Source organism: Bacillus sp. SA1-12 (assembly GCF_000981385.1).
GTDB lineage: Bacteria > Bacillota > Bacilli > Bacillales > Bacillaceae > Metabacillus.
The window spans coordinates 70671-91436 of sequence record NZ_LATZ01000010.1 but is presented as its reverse complement, the minus strand read 5'-3'; the positions used below and the strand labels follow the sequence as shown (position 1 = coordinate 91436).

The 20766-nt window shown below is 36.5% G+C and carries 15 protein-coding genes; 4 read left to right on the top strand and 11 right to left on the bottom strand.

Annotated features, from left to right (window positions below; genetic code table 11):
- Nucleotides 1-20: 20 nt before the first annotated feature.
- The 10 genes from WQ54_RS09080 to WQ54_RS09035 all read right to left on the bottom strand — a co-directional run bounded on the left by WQ54_RS09080 (nucleotide 21) and on the right by WQ54_RS09035 (nucleotide 15516).
- Nucleotides 21-1301 (bottom strand): Gfo/Idh/MocA family protein, encoded by a 1281-nt coding sequence (locus tag WQ54_RS09080; protein ID WP_046515231.1) that lies wholly within the window; start codon nucleotides 1299-1301, stop codon nucleotides 21-23.
- A gap of 656 nt (nucleotides 1302-1957) precedes the next feature.
- On the bottom strand, nucleotides 1958-4294 hold the full coding sequence (locus WQ54_RS09075) for a helix-turn-helix transcriptional regulator (protein WP_052737721.1): 2337 nt from the start codon (nucleotides 4292-4294) through the stop codon (nucleotides 1958-1960).
- 143 nt (nucleotides 4295-4437) lie between these two features.
- Nucleotides 4438-5946 carry an extracellular solute-binding protein gene (locus tag WQ54_RS09070; protein WP_084821915.1) on the bottom strand — a complete coding sequence of 503 codons (1509 nt, stop codon included), beginning with the start codon at nucleotides 5944-5946 and terminating at the stop codon, nucleotides 4438-4440.
- A 71-nt stretch (nucleotides 5947-6017) separates the two neighbouring features.
- Nucleotides 6018-6863 carry a carbohydrate ABC transporter permease gene (locus WQ54_RS09065; protein WP_046515332.1) on the bottom strand — a complete coding sequence of 282 codons (846 nt, stop codon included), beginning with the start codon at nucleotides 6861-6863 and terminating at the stop codon, nucleotides 6018-6020.
- 40 nt (nucleotides 6864-6903) lie between these two features.
- On the bottom strand, nucleotides 6904-7881 hold the full coding sequence (locus WQ54_RS09060) for a sugar ABC transporter permease (protein WP_084821914.1): 978 nt from the start codon (nucleotides 7879-7881) through the stop codon (nucleotides 6904-6906).
- A 642-nt stretch (nucleotides 7882-8523) separates the two neighbouring features.
- Nucleotides 8524-9414: a carbohydrate ABC transporter permease gene (locus tag WQ54_RS09055; RefSeq protein WP_046515227.1), complete on the bottom strand. Its 891-nt coding sequence runs from the start codon at nucleotides 9412-9414 to the stop codon at nucleotides 8524-8526.
- 18 nt (nucleotides 9415-9432) lie between these two features.
- Nucleotides 9433-10323: a sugar ABC transporter permease gene (locus WQ54_RS09050; protein ID WP_046515224.1), complete on the bottom strand. Its 891-nt coding sequence runs from the start codon at nucleotides 10321-10323 to the stop codon at nucleotides 9433-9435.
- Nucleotides 10324-10489: 166 nt separating this feature from the next.
- A complete protein-coding gene (locus WQ54_RS09045; protein WP_046515221.1) occupies nucleotides 10490-12184 on the bottom strand; it encodes an extracellular solute-binding protein in 1695 nt (564 codons plus the stop codon).
- Nucleotides 12185-12371: 187 nt separating this feature from the next.
- The gene (locus WQ54_RS09040; RefSeq protein WP_046515218.1) at nucleotides 12372-13775 is read right to left on the bottom strand and encodes a helix-turn-helix domain-containing protein; all 1404 of its coding nucleotides are present in this window, start codon (nucleotides 13773-13775) and stop codon (nucleotides 12372-12374) included.
- Entirely contained in the window at nucleotides 13768-15516 is a 1749-nt protein-coding gene (locus tag WQ54_RS09035) for a sensor histidine kinase (protein ID WP_046515215.1), read from the bottom strand. The genes WQ54_RS09040 and WQ54_RS09035 overlap by 8 nt, the downstream gene beginning before the upstream one ends.
- Before the next feature lie 228 nt (nucleotides 15517-15744).
- Between WQ54_RS09035 and WQ54_RS09030 the strand changes: the two genes are divergently transcribed.
- Nucleotides 15745-16683, top strand: a complete 939-nt coding sequence (locus WQ54_RS09030) for a metallophosphoesterase (protein ID WP_052737719.1) — start codon at nucleotides 15745-15747, stop codon at nucleotides 16681-16683.
- A gap of 52 nt (nucleotides 16684-16735) precedes the next feature.
- Here the strand turns inward: WQ54_RS09030 and WQ54_RS09025 are convergent, their stop codons facing one another.
- Nucleotides 16736-18937, bottom strand: a complete 2202-nt coding sequence (locus WQ54_RS09025; protein WP_046515212.1) for an alpha-galactosidase — start codon at nucleotides 18935-18937, stop codon at nucleotides 16736-16738.
- A 405-nt stretch (nucleotides 18938-19342) separates the two neighbouring features.
- Between WQ54_RS09025 and WQ54_RS09020 the strand changes: the two genes are divergently transcribed.
- The 3 genes from WQ54_RS09020 to WQ54_RS09010 are packed head-to-tail and all read left to right on the top strand — an operon-like array spanning nucleotide 19343 to nucleotide 20695.
- Nucleotides 19343-19900 (top strand): TetR/AcrR family transcriptional regulator, encoded by a 558-nt coding sequence (locus WQ54_RS09020; RefSeq protein ID WP_046515209.1) that lies wholly within the window; start codon nucleotides 19343-19345, stop codon nucleotides 19898-19900.
- A 13-nt stretch (nucleotides 19901-19913) separates the two neighbouring features.
- Nucleotides 19914-20270, top strand: a complete 357-nt coding sequence (locus tag WQ54_RS09015) for a multidrug efflux SMR transporter (protein WP_046515206.1) — start codon at nucleotides 19914-19916, stop codon at nucleotides 20268-20270.
- Nucleotides 20270-20695: a YvaD family protein gene (locus WQ54_RS09010; protein WP_046515326.1), complete on the top strand. Its 426-nt coding sequence runs from the start codon at nucleotides 20270-20272 to the stop codon at nucleotides 20693-20695. The genes WQ54_RS09015 and WQ54_RS09010 overlap by 1 nt, the downstream gene beginning before the upstream one ends.
- The last annotated feature ends 71 nt before the right edge of the window (nucleotides 20696-20766 follow it).

Below are 20766 nucleotides of genomic sequence, written 5' to 3'. Positions count from 1 at the left end.
ACATGTATTGTTATGTTTCCTTAAAACTTAATTAGTTCGTCTACTTTTACTGCCTGGCCTGTATTAAGCGAAATGTTTCCTGCAATACCAGTTAAAATAGACATCGCTCCATCAACATGGGATGCTGCACGTTTGAACTTGTCTTCAACTGGAATCCCGAAAATATCTTGTAAAAGGATAGGATCTCCACCACCGTGTCCGCCTTTTCCTTCAACAACCTCAACCTCATAAGGCTGGCCAAACATCGGCATCACCATGATTGATTTCTCTTTTACTTTACCTTCGTCTTCTTTACTGCCGCCTGAATTAATATAAGACTGTTCACGAATGCGAACTTCTATTCTTCCTTTTGTTCCATTAAAGGAAACCATATATCCTTCCCATGGTAAATAAGCATTTAACGAATAATTTAGGATTGCTTTGTTTTTGTACGTGACCAAAACACCTAGTGTATCTTCAATATTAATTCCGTCTCCAAACACACTTTGATCACGCTGGTAACCATCATCTTTTTCCGCATCCAAATACATTGCTTTCAAATGCTCATTTGCTTCAAGGTCAATTGCAAATGGGTCATCCTTTGCATAATCACTGCCATATGCACGTTGATAAAATTGTGTAACGCCTCGCGATTCGGCATTTTCTCTACCGTAGAAACGAAGTCCTCCTGATGCATAAACAGTTTCGGGGGTTGTTCCCAACCAAAAGTTAACTAAATCAAAATGGTGGGTAGACTTATGTACAAGCAATCCTCCGCTATTGCGCTTATCGCGGTGCCATCTGCGGAAATAATCCGCACCATGCTGCGTATCCAGCGCCCATTCAAAATTAACCGAATTTACTTGACCAATGACATCATTCATAATAAGCTCGCGAATTTTCGTGTTATGCGGGGCATAACGATAGTTAAAAGCAACACGAACTTCTTTTCCAGTTCTTTTTGTTGCGTCAATAATTGCTTGGCATTTCTCAGCGTCCACTGTCATCGGTTTTTCGGTAACAACATCACACCCTAGCTCCAATGCTTTAATAATGTAGGTATGGTGTGTGCGGTCAACAGTCGTTACGACAACCGTATCCGGTTTTTCGATTGAGATCATTTTTTCAAAATCAGTGTGTAAGTATGTGTTAATTTTAGGATGATTGTATCGTTCTTCAAGTAAACGATTTGCATAATTCAATCTAGTTTGATTCAAATCACAGAATGCAACTAGATTACAAGTATCCTTAAAATCACTAACAATTGCTCGATAAAAAAATTCAGCTCTACCACCAGTTCCTACTAATACAAATCTTTTCATTTTATTCTCCCCTTTGATTTTTTAAGGAATCAATTCCTTTGTATCGCAAATACAAAATTCTACCTTCCACTTGTAAACCCTTTCAAAAATTCGAGTATTTTTTCACTGATTTCTCTATTTTTCATATTCTGAAAAAAGTCTTGCTCTATTACAACTCATTTCACCTCATTTATTGGATTTATGACTTAATATAGTTACCTAAAAAACCAGAATGGAGTATGCTCTCTCTTCCTACCTTAATATCTTGATGACTTTCCGACAATAGTACTTTTTTGAAAAAGGTTTGTAAGGGGTAATATTTTATAAAATAGATGATACTTTTTTATATTCGAAGATTAACTGTTAGGTTTGTGGAGGAATTGTTAGTTGAATTGAAAAATCATTAGGCACTTAACAAGCACACTAAGAAAAACGCAAGGCTCTTAGCATTCGGCGACAAGCATAAGGCGAATAGGAATAGCAGGTGTTCTTTACCTTCAATTCCTATTTGACTAGACCCTAGATGCAGCCAAAACGCGACGTCCTGTCGCATTGACTGCACTTGCACGTCCTGTGCTTCGCCGATGGCGCCTGGAGTTAGACACAAAAACTAAGTAAAAAAGTTATACGTTCTTAAACTTCAAAAAAAAGACAAGGGTGCCTAACCCTTATCCCAGCTATATGATATTTCTGCGGTTCATTTCTCTAAATTCGCTTGGTGTAATTCCTTCTTGCCTTTTGAAAATACGATTGAAATAACTGTGTTTATAGCCAATGCCTTCAGCAATATCCTTAATCTTTGTGTCAGTCTCCATAAGCAGTTCCTTCGCTTTTGTTAAACGAATATGTGTTAAATAATCAATAAAATTCCATCCTGAAAAATCTTTAAATACCTTACTCAAAAACGAGGGATTTAAGCTTACTTCATCTGCACAAAAATCTAGAGATATATCATCCATATATTTAGCTTCTAAAATGTCCATTACCTTCTGGACAATGAAACGAAGTCGTTGATCTTGCTTACTGGAAAGCTCTTCAATAATAGGTATGACTACTTTCTTCTCAAACCAATGACTAATTTCCTCAGGATCTTTTAATTTATATAGCTCATCATAAAGGTTTGCACCTTCTTTTATAAAATCTTCAATCAAACCGGATTGGAGCACGATATGAAAGATACTTCCTAATAGCTTCAGAGCTCCCTGCCTCATCACTGATTCGCTAACGTTTTGGTCAGCAAGCGTCGTAAAGAATTTATTAACTAGATTGATAGCTTCCTCTTGATTCTTTAAACGTATCTCATGAGTTATTTCTTTTTCATAATCAAACGGATACTCAAAGTTATGATGACTATAAAAAAGACTATCAATCTTCTTCATCTCAATAATTTGATTATCTTGCTGCAAGTTACGGAAGCTTAACGATGCCTTTGTCTCCTCAAAACAACTGAGAACAGATTTCAGCGAATCGGCAATTCTACTTACCCCAACCGATAATTTCATATTACAAATTTTGTTTATATAAGCGATTAACTCTTCGCTAAACCCAATCACTTTTTCATCTATTTCCTCAACAGTTGTTTGATTAGGAAAAGAAAACAAGATTCCCAGTGATAAATCGTGAAAGTTAATGACATCTGCTTCCGACTCAGAGGACTGAAGTAATTCTTCAGCAATATTAACAGCTATGAAAGTGACCAGCCCTTCGTCCCCCTCCATGAACTTTCCCTTTAATTTTGAAAATCCGAGTAATTGCACAAATACAATAACGTGCTTTTTGTTGGTCTGATCAGAGCCGAACTGTTGCATCCGGTCCTGTAAGTCCTCTTCTCTGTATGAATACAAATATCCTTGCACCAATTGAAGGATAAATCCTTCTCGCAAATGGGGAAGTTGCTGCTTTAAACGATTTTGTAAGTCCTCACTTTCGGTAGACAGGTGGTTCAAATGTGTTTCAATCAAATTGAACTCATTGGAGTGAACACGATTGTTCCCACTGATCTTACGCGTTAACTTCTCGATCGGAGCATATAACTTATTTGATGCAAATAATGAAAGGAAGATCGCAAACATAAATACAAACAAACTTAAGTATATAAATATCTTAGAAATAAAAACGACTGGAGCGGTGATATTTGTCATCGGAGCAAGCGATACGTAGTACCACTTTTCGCCAAGTCTTGAAAAATAATCATACGTAACTGAGTATTTTATATCATCATAGTCAAACACGAACGGTTTAGGGTTGTCTGGCCGTTTAACAATTTTATCCATTACTGCAGTCTGCAGTTCGTTGGGTTGTGTTTGATTCTCTCTACCAAACAGCCATTGATCATGATCTCTTAATAAGAAAACCGAACCATCCTCATAAGGGGATAATAGGATTTGCTCCAGCTTTTCTTTATTTAAAAAAACAATCAGCGAACCGAATGGATCGAATAAATTGTTATCTAATTTATGAACCATGACTAATGGTGCATAGCGTTCTTTGTAGTCTTTATCAATGCTTGTATAGGAATGATCCCAAAACATTTTTTGATTCTTTGTTAATAATTGACTATACTTTTCTATCAGCTTTTTATCTTCTAAAATCTTATAACCAGTATTAGTATAAACTGTTGGGTTCGGTCGATTTAAAAATAACTCCACTCGACCGATTAACGGATTATACCCTTCCATCGCATTAAGTGTATCAAAGATGTCTCTAATATTCTTATAGTCACGCGCAACATCTAAATCGCTGTAATCTTGCATATTCGCTTGGTAAGCCCAGTTTGCCATTAATTTTTCTAAATCAGAAAATTGTTCTTTAATTGAATCGATCGTGTAGTTCAAATGGTTTTGATGGACCGTTTGTAATTCTTTTTCCATTTGTGATTTACTCACAAAAAATAGTAAAAAACTGCAGATGATTCCTGGAAAACTAGCAAGTAAGAGAAAAATAACTAGATTCTTTCGGTAATTACCACTAATATGTAAAAAACGTGGCAGTTTTTTTTGCAATCTTTCTTTCAACTAGACCACCCCGGATATATGAAAGCGTTTTATTAGTAGTTTACCATAATATACTTTCCACTCAAATAACTTATAACAGATTTAACACCCTCTAAAAAGGAAGTCATAAATCTTTAGAGGGTGTTTTATTTAAAGATAAGAGCTTATCTATTTTGATAAGATTCGTTTATTTCTTTTGTTAATTGTTGCATCTTAGGATCGTTTTTCAACTCTTCAATAAAGTCATCCCATGCTGTAATTGGCTCACTGCCAAGGATAATCTTCGTTTTTAAATCTGTAAGATCTTTTCTAAGCTCTGGTAAGTACGTTACTCCTGTTTCAGACTCAAGACCAGTCCCAATATCTACAACACTTGATTTTGCACGTTCATCTTGAATATAGCTATATAATTGTTGCACATCTTCCGGGAATGTTGGTTTTACAGTACTTGCATACGGATCAGACACATAAACAATTTGGTTATATTCACCAATTGCCTCTTTTATTGTCTTCTCTGTATCTATAACAACTTTACCATTCTCAACTGTATGATGAATTCCTTCTATACCCTGTTTTTGATAAGTAAATACATCATCTTCCATCCAGCGATCGATCATCTCCAAAATCTTTTTCATTTTTTCTTCTGGAACTGATTTAGGAATTGCGTTTCCTCCTGAAAACCCGGTACCTTTTGGATTGTAGCCATTGATGCTAGTTAATGGCAGTAAATTTTTAAAATCAAAACCAGATTCGATTTGTGAAATTGGATCATAAACCTCTTGAAGCGCACCAGATTTTTCTATGAAGATCCCTGCTTTACCAGCTATGAAATTTTCCTTTGTCTGACTAATCTGTAATGAGGCAAAGTCTGCAGCAATTAATCCATCTGAGTAAGCCTTAGCCAAATATTCAATTGCATCCCGTGTTCCTGGAAGGAAAGCACTATGTACCAGCTTACCATCTTGTAATGCCCACTCTCCATTCACACCGGTAAACATTCCCTCAAAACTTGCAAATCCCCCCATGCCTGTATCACCAACATAACTTACGAAGCCAACAGTATTGTCCTTACCATCTCCATCAGGATCATTATGAGTAAACGCATTCATTACTTTGTACAGTTCATCTGAAGTTGTCGGAACATCTAATCCCACCTTATCTAACCAGTCTTTTCTAAGGATGAAAAATGCTTCTCCATCAGTTGGCCTTGGGCGTGGAATCACATAGTTTGCACCATTCATTTTCGTCAAATCCCAAGCGATATCATCAATTCCTTCTTTTATGTTCGGATAATCATCTATATATGGTTTAATGTCCCAAAACGCTCCTTGTTCAGCAGCTTGCCGAAATACTGGATTAAACGGGTCTGGCACTAACATTAAGTCTGGAAGCTCACCAGAAGCTAACATAACATTAAACTTGTCTCCGTAATTGTTTGCAGACACCCATTCAATATTTAACTCTGTGTTGGTTCCTTTCTCAATTTCTTGTTCGATCTGACTATCTTTACTTGGTGGTGTGGGACCGAAGAAATGACTGATAATTTTTACTTCAGCTTGTTCCTTACCACCGTTACTTGAAGAACCATCAGATGTTGCTTTTTCTCCCCCATTGCTACATGCCGCCAAAAAGATGACGAACAATAGCCCCATCATTAATAATAACTTTTTCATTGCCATCCTCCCCCTCATATCTTAAAAAGAATAAAAGAAATTGCTAAACTTTTTGTTAAAAAGACTAAATACTACTCCTTGATTGAGCCAATCATCACCCCCTTAGCAAAATGCTTTTGTAAGAAGGGATAAACTATGATGATCGGTACAATTGCTATCACTACAGCTGCCATTTTTAATGTTTGTGTTGGCGGCGGTTTTATGAGTGGGTCGACTTCGCCAAGGCTGCTGCTAGATGAATCTATTAACATATTTTGCAGCAATACTTGGATCGGCCATTTACTTGCATCATTTAAATAAAGCAAGGCATTAAAATATTGGTTCCAATACGCAACAGCAAAAAACAGTCCAAATGCTGCAATCGACGGTAGTGATAACGGTAAGATGATCCGAATCCATGCAGTAATATCGTTACAGCCATCAATCATAGAAGCTTCTACTAATGTATCAGGAATACTATCATAAAACCCTTTCATTAATATAACAAACCAACCGCTTGTTAACGATACTAGAATAACAGCCCATATATTATTGATTAGTCCCAGCTCTTTTACTAACAAATAGTTTGGGATAATTCCAGGACTAAATAAAATGGTGAAAAGGACTAGCATTAATATAATTCTTCTACCTTTAAACTTTTTCCTCGATAATGCGTAGGCAAAGGATGAGGTAATAATCAGACTGCAAAGCGTACCAACTACTGCTAAAAATGCACTAACACCGATAGCTTGCAAAAAGGTAGGGGCAGATAACAAATAGCGATAAGAGGCTAACGACCAATTATCAGGCCATAAAACAAATGTTTTCTGCAAATATTCTGCTGGTTCCGTAAAAGAAACAACAAAAACATAATAAATTGGAAACATAGATACGAGAGCGACCATTCCAAGAAAAATAACATTTATTACATTAAACATTTTATCACCTAGGCTAAGTTTCACTAAACATCACTCCTCTTTAATAAAGTCCTTCTTCACCAAACCGTTTTGACATCCGATTGGCTATAACCACCAGGAGCAATCCGACAAAAGACTTAAATAAACCAATCGCTGTACTATAACTAAATTGTCCCTGTTGAATTCCGACACGGTACACATATGTATCAAATACTTCGGCAACCTCGGAAACTGCACCATTATACATAAGGAAAACTTGCTCAAATCCTACTTCCATGACATCGCCTAAACGTAAAATTAATAAAATTATTATGACATTACGAATCGCCGGCAAGGTTACATGCCAAATTTGCCTTAAACGGTTCGCACCATCCATTTTCGCTGCTTCATATAACTCTGTGTTTACACCGGCAATTGCAGCTAAGAATATAATCGTACCCCATCCTACTTCTTTCCAGATAGATTGCCCAGTTAATAGAAACCAGAAAGCATCTGGATTTGTTAGAAAATCGAATTCAAATCCAAGCCTGTTAAGGAGATAGGTAATGATTCCATCTGACTTGCCGAATAACATAAAAGAAAGACTAGCAATGATTACCCACGATAAGAAGTGCGGCAGGTACACCAATGACTGAACGGTTCTTTTATAAAACTGATTCCTTAATTCGTTTAATAAAATCGCGAGAATAATGGGTAATGGAAAGAAAAATAAGATATTCAGGACACTAATGGCTAATGTGTTTCTTAGTAACATCCAAAAATCTTCACTTGTGAATAATTGTTCAAAGTGTTTAAATCCTACCCACGGACTTTCTGCAAATCCAATAAATGGTGAATACTCTTTAAACGCTATCGTAATCCCATACATTGGGACATATTTGAAAATAATAAAATAAATAATCCCTGGTAAAGCCAGTAAATATAGGTACTTATCCCTCTTTATCTGTTTTAAAAATTTTTGTAGCTTACTTTGTTTACCAAGCTCTCTGTATCCGTTTACATCATTTTGTTTTTGAATACTTATTTCATTATCTATCATGGTAATGATCGCTTCCTTTCTTAGGTTGTTTTTTCTCCTTGATTTCCTCTGGTAACTATTCCAAACTTATAAAACGAAAAGATTTCTAGCAATAATACTATTTTTAAATACAGGAATACCCCATTGCACTTTTTTTATAAAATAAGATTTTTTTAAAAAAAATAGTGTAAATCCTTATTATGACGGCATTTTTGAAAGGTACTACGTTTTATATATCAAGGCAAAATACCAATAACCATATAAGTTGAAAATACGATATAGCTCCATATAAAGGGAATGCGTAAGGTATTCAAACCAAGCGAATGACTTCTATGTAAAAGACATGAATACAAGACTTTTGTCCATCCTTCTCTATGCATAGGTAACAGACCATAATAAGCCATTACCTATAATGGGCTCATTGACCTTAAGAGGCTAACAGCCTCAATGAACTTTTCGTTAGAGTTTGATAGTATGAACTTAACGATAGTAAATGGCATTTAGATTTCAAATCAATAAAAAAAGGCTTCAGAATAAATACATTCTGAAACCTTACAAAAAACTAAGTGTTATCTTACACACAGCCATTTCAATGTTAATTTATAAGTACTGTTTCTTTAGATCTTTCATTAATAGCTTCGAGTTAAGGTAAATAACATTCCCCTATTCCTTTACCGACCCTAATGTAATCCCATGTATAAAAAACCTCTGCAAAAAGGGATAGACGACTAAAACAGGCAGCATGGCGATAAATATTTTCGCTGCATTTAACGTTCTATTTGACAGTTCACTCATTCGTTTATACTGGTCCTCTGTCATGCTGGCAGGATCAAGAACAACGGTGAGTTGTTGAATATACGTTTGGAGCGGATAAAACTCTTCCCTGGTCATAAAGATTAATCCATACAAAAATTCATTCCAATGATAAACGATACTAAACAGTGTAACGGTTGCAAGCACCGGGATCGAGAGCGGGATATACAATTTAAATAAAATATACCAGGGACCTGCTCCATCCACGAGTGCTGCCTCCTCTAGTTCCTTAGGTAAATTTCGAAAAAAGTTGATCGCTAAGATGACATTAAAAACTAACGTTTGCGCTCCTCCGACAAGTACAAGAGACCAAATGCTATTTAGCAAATCATATTCTTTAACGGTTAAATACAATGGAATTAACCCGCCATTAAATAACATGGTAAAAATCAACGCCCACATTAAGATATTTCGCCATTTAAAATCCTTCACTGTTTTTGATAATGGGTAGGCCATTAATGGAACGATGATAAAATTAAGACCAGCTCCTAAAATCACCCGTTTTACAGAAATCCAAAACGATTCAAAGAATTGGGCATCCCCAAGTAATTGCTTATAAGAGTTAACGTTAAATCCAATAGGCCAAAAAGTAACTTGGCCGGCACTTGCCGCAGCTTTTGAACTTAGTGATAGAGCTAAGGTATACCAGAGAGGCAGAATACATGTGATGGAAATACAAACTAGAATGATAATGAGAATAATATCAAGGGATCTTGATCCGACCGTCCTGTCCTTGACCATCTTTCCTCACTCCTTTCTTTAGAAGATCCGGTAATTTGTCGTTTTATAAGCCAAATAATATGAAACACTAATCAGAATAAATCCAGCTGCAGATTTTAACAGACCAACTGCTGTTGCCAGTTCATACTGCAGATCTAACAAACCAGTTCGATACACCCAAGTATCAATGATGTCACCAGTTGAATAAACGAGCGGATTATACAGGTTAAAGATTTGGTCAAACCCAGCATTCAAAATATTTCCGAGGCTTAGTACGGCTAATAAAATAGCCGTTGTTCTTATGCCAGGAAGTGTGACATGCCATAAGCTTTGCAGCCTTGTAGCACCATCAATTGCAGCTGCTTCATACAAAGCCGGATTGATTCCTGTTAAAGCTGCAAGATAAATGATCGTATTGAAGCCAAACTCCTTCCAAATATCGCTCCCCACAATAAGAAACGGGAACAGGTCAGCTCTTCCGAAGAAAAGAATTGGATCGACACCAAACAGTGATAAAATCTGGTTAACCGGCCCGACATAAGCAAAAATATCTAAAAGAATCCCGCCTAAAATAACCCAGGATAAAAAATGGGGCAAATAAACGACTGTTTGGATCCACCTTTTTAAAGCGAGCAATCTTAATTCATTAAGCATTAATGCAAATATTAAAGGAACGATCAGATTACCGATAATTTTCATGAATGCAATGAAAATCGTATTAAAGAAAATCTCCATCGTATCATCTAATGTGAACATATATTTAAAATGTTCAAGACCAACCCATTCGGAGCCAAAAACTCCATCTACCGGACTATAATTTTGAAAAGCTATTGCTATTCCAAACATCGGCACGATGCTGAAGAGGAAAAGCCAAATAAATCCCGGTAATAGCATAAGGTAATAGTGCTTAGCAAAACTTTTGCTTTTCATAACAAGACCCCCTTCTATCTCATTAACTAACTAGACTAATAGAAGAGAGCTGTTTAAAAAGGGGCTTCACCACCAACAAACACCAATATAAGGATCTTCCTGCACACTTAATCCCAAATATAGTATTAGTGGATCTGCCATTATTTAACAGCTCTCTATCCGAGATTTACTGCTTTGCGATCTCCGCTACTTCTTTTGTAATTTGTTTCCCGCCTTGTTTTTCCCAATCCTCTACAAACTCATCGAATGCATCAAGTGGTGCTGCACCCATCACAATTTTTAGGAAAATTTCGTCTTCCATTTTCTTAAGATTTACCCATCTGCTTTCCATCGTCTTTGTTTGTGCATAAGTGAGACTGTACACTCCATTCATTTCTTGATCAACAAGTGGTGTGCCGCCTACCATAAGTGCATAGACACGTGTCCATGCACCTAAATCTGCCTTAGGATCCCAGTATTGCATATCCAATTTGTCATATGGCTCCAGCTTAACCGTTTTAATTTTTTCAGCATCTGAAACTAACAGCTTATATTCAGGTTTATCCTTAAAATCTTCCGCTGTTTTTGTACCTGCCAATACTTCTCTAAGCGCTTTAACACTATATTCCGTTTCATCTGACGGGGCAAATACAAGTCTTAGCGGATAAAACCCTGGTCCGCCTTTACTTGGATCAAATGTCGCTTCATTTGCTAACAAGTTATTTAACATTTTCATTGCTGCTTCCGGATGCTCGTATCCTTTCCGTACAACCACGAAACGGCTGGACGGTGTGCTTAAATGAGGACTGTATTTTCCTTCAGCATCAAGCGGCAGCGCATATGCTTGCCAATTTGCTTTTGGATTTGTATTCACAGCATCTGTTATAGGTCCATACGGCATCCACCATGGAGCAAAGAACATTCCTGAATTTCCGCTAATAATCGATTCACCAGAATCCTCTCGGACACCCATTTCTTGGTCAATTAATCCTTTATCGTATAAATCTCGTAATCTAGCTAGCGCTTCTTTTGTTTCCGGCAGGGTCGATCCATAAACTGGTTTCCCATCTTCTCCTTCCAGCCAGTAGCCAGGATAAGCATTGTATGCAGAAAAGATGCCATCAAATCCATATAAATTGTTTGTCGATTCAAGGAAATTTGCGTAAAGTTTGTTATTTGTATCAGGTCCAGATAAGCCAATCGTATCAGCTTTTCCATTCCCATCCGGATCCTGTTCAACAAAAGCTTTTGCTACTTTTTCTAAATCCTCAACGGTTTTAGGCGGTTTCAGACCTAATTTATCAAGCCAATCTTGACGTACCCATAATAAATGGACTCCGTCAGCCTGCAATTGCACGCTAGGAATGGCCATCATTTTCCCATCAAATGTCACACTCTTTTTTGCCAGTCCATCCGTGCTTTCCAGGATCCTCTTTATTGCAGGAGAAGCATATTGCTCATAAACCTCTGTTAAATCCTCAAGCTGTCCAGCTTCATACATTTGTCTTAATTCCACAGGCCCAACGATCATCGCATCTGGTAAATCATTACTTGCAATAGCTAAGCTGACTTTTTGATCATAGTTGGAAGGTGAAGCTGTAAAGTGATGTTCCACATTAATATTTAAATTTTCTTTTACACTTCGCGTATATTGGTTATCTAACGGTGTATCGCCTGCTGGCAAACTTGTATCACTCGGATCAACTTCTTGTCCAATTTGAATGGTAACCGGTTCTTCATATTTTCCGAATGGATCAGGCGGATTTTTTGAATTTGTTTCTGAAGTTTGACTCGTCTCCTCTGATGAAGAATTTGCACACCCTGTAACAATAAACAACATCATTGTTAGTAAAATAATAAAAGCTTGTTTAAACCTGTGCATGTGTTTTCCCCCAATTTTGTTTGTTTTAAAATTGACAACCTTACTATAACATGAATGAAACCGCTTCCAAGATAGAAAGCGGTTTCTAATTTAGGGTGAATAATGTATGAAATATCGCCAATAAAATCTTTTAGTTTTCTTTTTCTCTTCGTTATCAAACATCTATCCTACCATTAGAGAACAAATATCAACCTTTCTTACATCTTTTACGATATTCACTAGGTAAAACACCTGTTTCTTTTCGGAAAATTCGGCTGAAATATTTCTCATCCATATAGCCTGTACTTTCAGCAATCATATTGATTGTTATATTGGTATGGCTTAAATACTCCTTTGCCTTTTCAATGCGAACATGACGGACATATTCATTAAATGTCATTCCTACTGTTTCTTTAAAGCATTGACTAAAATAACTGCGGCTCATATTGACTCGTTTTGCAATAGCAGATGCATGAATCTGGCTGGATAATTCATCATGAATGATTCTCATTGCTTTTGTTATGCTTTCATGAACACCTCCACTAACAAAATTGCTGCTAATGGTTTCATTAATTATATTCCTAACCTTGTAAATCCAGCTATTCACTTCATACCAGCTATTAATTTCATCTGGTAATGTTAATGTTATTTTGACCAGGGGATACATCTTGCTCCATTCATTTACAAAACTAAATAATAAGTTCATTAATTTTGTAGTTGGCAAATGCAATTCTTTTAATTCTTGAACAAGCTTTTCAAAAACAGCAATCTGCTGAACCCATTTGGTACTCATCCACTGTTCCTTTATGTCGGTAATTTTTTTCTTATCAATCGGAGTAGGTTCCCTTACCAAGTCATGTAAATAAAGTTCTATAACTTTATGATCTGGATGATATTCATAAAAAAAATGTTTTTCTTTATAGTCTATTAACAATTGTTGAATCTCACTTTTTTGCTTTCCTTTAAGCCCTTTTAGTTTCATCATCACATAACAGGTATTTTCGAGCTTACTATTTGCTCCAACATAGTCAACTACTTGTTGGCTATTCCTATCACATCTCCAAAACCACACCCCCATCCCAATTCTGCTTGCAGGTAAGTCCAATTGATATTCTTCTATTTTTATTGTATTTAGCTCATCTGAACTAGTTAATGATAGAATGGCAAAGCCTTCATCGATATCAAGCCCCTCGAGTCTTTCCCATGTAACACGCGGTCCAGCTTTGCTTTGTGATTCAACCATTCGGCTTAAGATTCTTTCAATAACCTGATCAAAAGATTCTGCTTCCATTTGAACCTTGGCAATATAATCGATTGCCCCTAAACGCAATGCATCTTGAATGGATTCAAATTCCTGATGCATCGTTAAAACAACGATTGAAATATGGGGATGACTCTTGCTGACAACCCTCATTAATTCAAGTCCTGACATCACGGGCATCGCTAAATCGGTCAGCAGCAAATCTACTTCATTTGATTCAATAAACTCTAATGCTTTTACCCCATTGTTGGCTTCTCCAACAACCTTCAGCCCATATTTATCCCATGGCATCGTTGAAATAAGCCCTTTTCTCACTAATTTATCATCATCCACGATAAGAACATTAATCACGAGCTTCCACCTCCAAAACTGGTATCGTCATATAGATACTCGTCCCCTGTCCTTCAACACTTTCAATCTCTAAGTTTGCTTTGCCTTCATAAAAATTTTCTAACATTCTTTTTACATAGTTTAAGCCGATCCCCATCCCGGCTCTTTGCTGTTCCACTTGATTATAGTTTAATAGCTGATGAATAAGATTATCAGAGATTCCTGCACCATTATCGTGAACACCTATTTGAATATGGTTATAAAGATCTTTTACTTCAATATGAATGTATCCTTCATCTCCAAGTCCATGATAGATTGCATTTTCAACAAGCGGCTGAAGAATAAAGCGTGGTACAGGTGTATTCATTTTTTTTTGATCTTTCAGGCTCATTCTGACTTCAAAATCCAGGTCATATCGGAAAGTTTGAATAGCTAAATATTGCTTAATTATTTCAATCTCTTCCATAATTGATGAAGTTTGTCCAGCTTTTCCTAAATTATAATGCAGCAGCTTATTTAACGATGAGACAAGTGAACTAATTTCTTTTTGATCATTCATAACTGCCAGCCAATTTGCCGTATCTAATGTATTCATGAGAAAATGCGGGTTGATTTGATACAATAGTTTTTCTACCTCAAGGTCTGCTCTTCGTTTTTCTTTTTGTTCCACCTCTCTAAATAAGAATGAAATTTGTGTTTTCATCTTGTGAAACTGTTTTAGCAAATAATCAAATTCAGGAATCCTCATTTTGACAGTTTGTGATTGAAATTCATTTTGAATCATCCCATTGATTTCCTTATCAAATTTCTGCAGGGGCTTATAGACCATCATCCATAACAACCAAGCAATACTCAGACTCAGCACACCAAAAAGAACCGCTAAATAAATCATATGAACAATCCACTCATTCTTCTCTTCATTGTACTTTGCTGAAGGAATTAACGATATTATGCTCCATCCCTGCTTACTCGTTTCCTTAAACCAATAATAATCTTTCAGCAATCCTGAATTTCCAGTGGGATTTTCAGCAGCAAAACGTGCATGCTTTGGAAATAGTTGAGCTAATTCGCTGTAAGCGATCCTTCCTTTATTATCTAAAATTAAATAATGATATTGATCATCCGGTTGATTTCTTTGCAAAATCATTTGCGTTTGTTCTAAATTAGATTCTATATAAACATACGCATCATCCCTATCAGGCAAATCCACCTTCCGTAAAACGGAAAATACATAGTCATTGCTATGAAGTTCATGACTAATATGCGGACCATTGGTTGCGATTTTATAATGATCAACCAGCAAAGGCAAATGGTTTATAGATATGCCGTTTTTCACACCGAAGGTATTAAAGAGATACCTGTTTTCTTTTTCAAAGTAATACATCGTTAAGCCAATGCCTGGATTGGTGAAGGTAATTTCATTCAGTTCTGTTTTAATTTCATGGTAAAGATTCGCACGATTGTATGGTTCATCGGAATAGTAATACGAGGCCAATTTGGTTCCAACACTTCCTGGAATAGCAAGCTGCTGTGAAACGTGGTTTAAGTTGTCTATTGTACTCTCTATTGATTGTTGCACATTTTTTAAATGACTTCTTATACCCGCATCCAGTTTACTGCTAAGGATTGTGGTCATTGCATTGTAGGAAATGAGCACTGTACAAATAAAAGGAATTAGCGTACCGACAGAAAAAATAAGAACGATTCGTTTCTTTAAAGTTAGTTTTTCTAATAGATTTGATACCAACCTTTTGATCACCATACAAAACATCCTCTATTAAATAATCTTAATCTTCTGTTTTTAATCATACCATTACACATGTTGGGAGAGAACGCTTACAAATTCAGATTGTTTCATGTCTTTTTTAAAGAAATGTAAATTCATTAAACTATTTTAAATGTTTAGTAAACTTAATCACTAGTATTCTTTTTATACGTTATTATTGATGAGAACTTGTTATTAAAAAATTTTTTTGAAGGAGATATGAGGATGGAATTTGTAAAGAAACTGAAAGGGATTTGTACAGCTACTGTTCTTGGATTATCGATTTTTGCCTTAAATCCGACATCAGATGTAATGGCTAAAGAGGCGGATAAAAAACCGAGCTTTGAATTTGGACTTGTCGCTGATGCTCAATATTGTGATTGTGATGCACCTGGAACCAGGTTCTACCGAAATTCAGTGGACAAGCTAGCAAGTGCAGCACAAACCTTCAATCAGCATGATTTAGCCTTTACTGTACAGCTCGGTGACATAATTGATCGTGAGTTATCTAGTTTTTCTACCATTCTTCCCATCTATAATCAGATTGAAGGGCCTAAGTACCATGTGCTTGGAAACCATGACTTCCCTGTGACGACAAATCAGGTTGTCGATATTCTGGGGATGTCCAATCAATATTACGATTTCAGCCATAAGGGCTGGCGTTTTGTCGTTCTAGATACAAACGACCTAAGCTTCTATGCAAATCCTGAGGGTTCTGTAAAGTACCAAGAAGCGCAAACAATGTATACTTCCTTAAAGGAAAGCGGAGCAGCCAATGCCCAGACTTGGAATGGCGGTCTAAGCCAGGATCAAATGATATGGCTGGACGAAGTCCTTAATGATGCGAAGAAAAAGAATCAAAAAGTGATTGTCTTCTCACATATGCCAGTCTATCCAGAAAATATGCACAATGTTTGGAATGACGAGGCAATTATTGAAAAGTTCGAAGCTGCTGGTAATGTTGCTGCCTATTTCAATGGTCATAATCATGCTGGAAATTACGCAAAGAAAAATGGTGTTTACTATGTTAACTTCCAAGGAATGGTGGAGACACCGAATACAAACGCTTATTCCATTATCAAGGTTTTCAAAGACCGCTTAGAAATCGATGGCTTTGAACGTGAACCAGATCGTGTGTTAACGATTGAGAAGAAAGTCAAATAAATACAGGAAGCCCTGCACTAAGATAAACAAAGTGCAGGGCTTATAATCGTTACTATTCATTTTCTACGGCTTTTAAATGCCAGACATAGCTTTGGAAGTCGCCTTTTACTTCTGCAGGAACACTTAGCCCTGCATACTCAAGCTCATCTCCGCCATATTTTTCATCTGTGTTTTCTACTTTATACACCTTTGATGGATCCAGTCCATTCACTTTAAAGCTCTCAAATGGACTATTGGCTTCTGATAGGATACGGAAATAAAAGACAACCGCTTCATCCTTTTCTTTATTCACAAATGCCCATGCTGCTTCATTTCCTTCGAAAGGATTTAACAATCGGTAGAAGTCACCAAATTGAATCAGTTTTCTAATTCCCTTATACTGAGCGACCTGTTCTATAACTGCTTCTTTTTCTTGATCCGTTAATTTGGTCAGGTCTAGTTCATAGCCGAGGTTACCCGACATTGCTACATCTCCTCGAATATCGATTGAGGTAAAGCGATGAACTTGGTGGTTCGGAACATCTGATACATGGGATCCCATTGAGCTAATCGGGTAGACAAGACTTGTGCCATATTGAATTTTCAAGCGTGAAATGGCATCCGTATTATCACTTGTCCATGTTTGCGGCATATAATAAAGAATACCGGGATCAAATCGTCCGCCTCCGCCTGAACAGCTTTCAAAAAGAACGTGCGGAAATGCTGTCGTAATCTCTTCCATTACTCTGTACAGCCCAAGCATGTACCGATGTGCTGTTTCCTTTTGCTTTTCAGCAGGTAAAACAGCGGATCCAATTTCTGTCATATGACGATTCATATCCCATTTTACATATGTTATTGGTGCACTGCTCAAGATATCAGACACCATTTTAATAATTGCATCACATACTTCTTTTCTAGAAAAATCAAGAATTAATTGGTTTCTGCTTTCGGAACGTGTGCGATTAGGAACATGCAGACACCAATCTGGATGCTCTCTGTATAGATCACTATTAACAGATATCATTTCAGGCTCAAACCATAATCCAAACTCCATTTCCATATTACTGACACGTTTTACTAAGTCTTCAAGGCCGTTCGGCAATTTATTTTTATCAACAAACCAATCACCAAGTGATGATGTATCATCATCACGTTTACCAAACCATCCATCGTCTAATACGAATAGCTCGATCCCTAATTCTTTTCCTGCTCTAGCAATTTCTTCAATCTTTTCTGCGTTGAAATCAAAATATGTCGCTTCCCAGTTATTAATGAGTATTGGACGTTCTTTATCGCGGAATTCTCCTCTGCAGAGACGTGAACGATAAAGATCATGGAAAGTTCTTGACATTCCGCCAAGTCCTTCATGTGAATAAACCATTACAGCCTCAGGGCATTGAAAAGCTTCACCAGGCTCTAGTATCCAATTAAAGTCAAATGGATTAATACCTAAAGAGACCCGCGTGTTTTTAAACTGATCTACCTCTGCCTGTGCGATGAAATTACCGCTGTATACAAGATTAAAGCCAAAAACCTCACCATTATTTTCATCTGTCCCTTTTCTTAGTAAAGCAATGAACGGATTTTGCTGATGACTGCTGGCTCCTCTTCGGCTTTCTACAGATTGGACCCCTGATCTGAGCGGCTGCCTTTCAACGTGGCGCTCTCTTCCCCAGGCACCAGATAAATGAAGAAAATCAAAATCGGCATCACGGAAATCAATATTTACACTTAATGCACGGCGCAAGTTAACCGTTTTCGAACCATTATTCATTATTTTTGCCGTTCTGGTGATAACATTACGGTTTTCAAAAACGGTATAAGTCAATAGTACTGTTATATCCGCAATAGCATCTTCCAATGTTATTTCAAGGGTTTCTGCTTCATTCTCATTCTCCACGTATACGGCTGGCAAGCCCTCAAGTCCTGGTTTCCCATTATAGATAAGATGGGATTTGTAGCGCAAGTCTGTCACGGTTGTCCCATTATCTAATTGAATTTGGTAGGCTGGATGCCTGAAATCTGTATTCCCGTAGCCAGGATATTCCTGTGGCAGTGTATCTAATGAAAATGTCCGATCCTTTGAAGGATAAGGATTCCCAGAAAAAGCCCGGTCTACAAACTGGAGCTTATTGGAATGATTGAATTGTTTTACCTTTCTCCCCCAATAAAGTTGTGATAAATACCCATCGCGGATAATTTGCATCACATAGCTTGTATCTTTTGCTTGTAAATGAAATAAATTGTTTTTTTCATCAAATTGAATACCCATTTGTTTTTCACTCCTATTTTTCAGGTAAAACGATCCTTTATTTTATTGACCTTATATTTTTTAGTAAACTTTACTTAAGAAAAATAGTGAAACGCTTTCTTTTTATAATAATATCAAAGTATCTAGTAGATAACAACAATATTTTTATGATATTTTACTATTTTTACTGAATATGCAGCGGTTTCATTCAGTTATATTTACTAAAAAAGTTCATTGGTTGGAACTTAACAATCATTTACCACGTCCTCCTATTTTTGAGCTATTTTGAAATTCATATTCATTTGTCGTATTTTATCTGGATGGGATCTTCTTGGGAAAATTTATTGATATTTCATAAAAAATCCAATAAAATACTAATGAAACCAAGTAGGTTTTATTGGTACCGAGAGGGGAGGAAGGGTAACTTTGCAAGATAGGATTTTAAATGAAGCAATCTCACTCATTCAGCAAAAAGGATTTACTTTTACAATTAGTGAATTGGCCACAAAGCTCGGAACAAGCAAAAGAACAATTTATGATCACTTTTCATCAAAAGACCAAATGATTGAGATGATTATCGATAACCTTATTTCACAAATAAAAGAAAAGGAAAAAGAAATTGCAGAAAATGATGACTTGGAGCTGCTTGAAAAAATTAATCAAATTCTCTGCTGTACGCCCAAAGATTTTGAAATAATGGATATGCGTTTATTATCAGATTTAAAAAAGCATCACTATCATCAATGGGAAAAGCTGGACTACTTTATAAAAAAGGAGTGGTCTATTGTCCTTCAGTTAATGGAGCAAGGAATTGAGCAAGGATTGATTCGTCCAATAAATTTACAAGCCTTTATTGAGCTCTATTTAGGGGCTATTAATCAAATCTATGATCCGATTTCTTCTAATCAGCGTCAGCAAACATTTGGAGAGAGACTGCAAACTGTTATGGACATCCTTTTAAACGGGATAACGATTCGATCATAAAGGGGGACCAATCATGGCATGGATTTTTTTGTGCCTTGCTATCTTACTTGAAGTAGCTGGAACAACAAGTATGAAATTATCCGAAGGGTTTACCAAGCTTTTGCCAAGTATTCTACTGCTAATCTTCTATGTTGGCAGTCTCGTTTTTTTAACATTGACATTAAAGACAATCGATGTCTCAATTGCATATGCCATTTGGTCTGGTATGGGCATATTACTTATTACATGTATAGGTGTTTTTTATTTTGGCGAAAGCTTTAATAAGCTTAAAGTTCTTTCCATCATTTTGATCATCGTAGGTGTAACAACATTAAACTTAGCTGTTGAGCACGAAAAAGCGTATAGTCAGCAGGTGACCGAAGGGAAATGATGAAATATTTAAAGCCATTTTTCTTAGTAACAGATATAGGGTTTATTCTTTATTGGATTGCTACATTTTTTAATATTATTCCTAAAAGCTGGGCGTTTAAGGATTATAATCATTCAATTATCATCGCATGGAACTGGTCATTTTTCCCTTTGGATATTTTGATTTCCATTACTGGGCTTTCCAGCTTGTACTTATATAAAAAAGGCAAAGAACTTTGGAAAACATTCGCCTTGATCTCTTTAGTATTGACCTTCTGTTCTGGCTTACAGGCCATTGCCTTTTGGATTTACAGCAAAGACTTTGATTTCACATGGTGGGCCATGAACTTGTATCTTTTAATTTACCCGCTGTTTTTCCTAAGAATGTTTATGAAAGAAGATAAAAGAAATGTAAACGAGTCTTCCGAACGAGTGACATCTGTTTAAAAGCGACGCCATATGATATTTTGAGATATGCTTATATAAAAAACCCACCAGCCTAAAGCTTTAAATAAAGC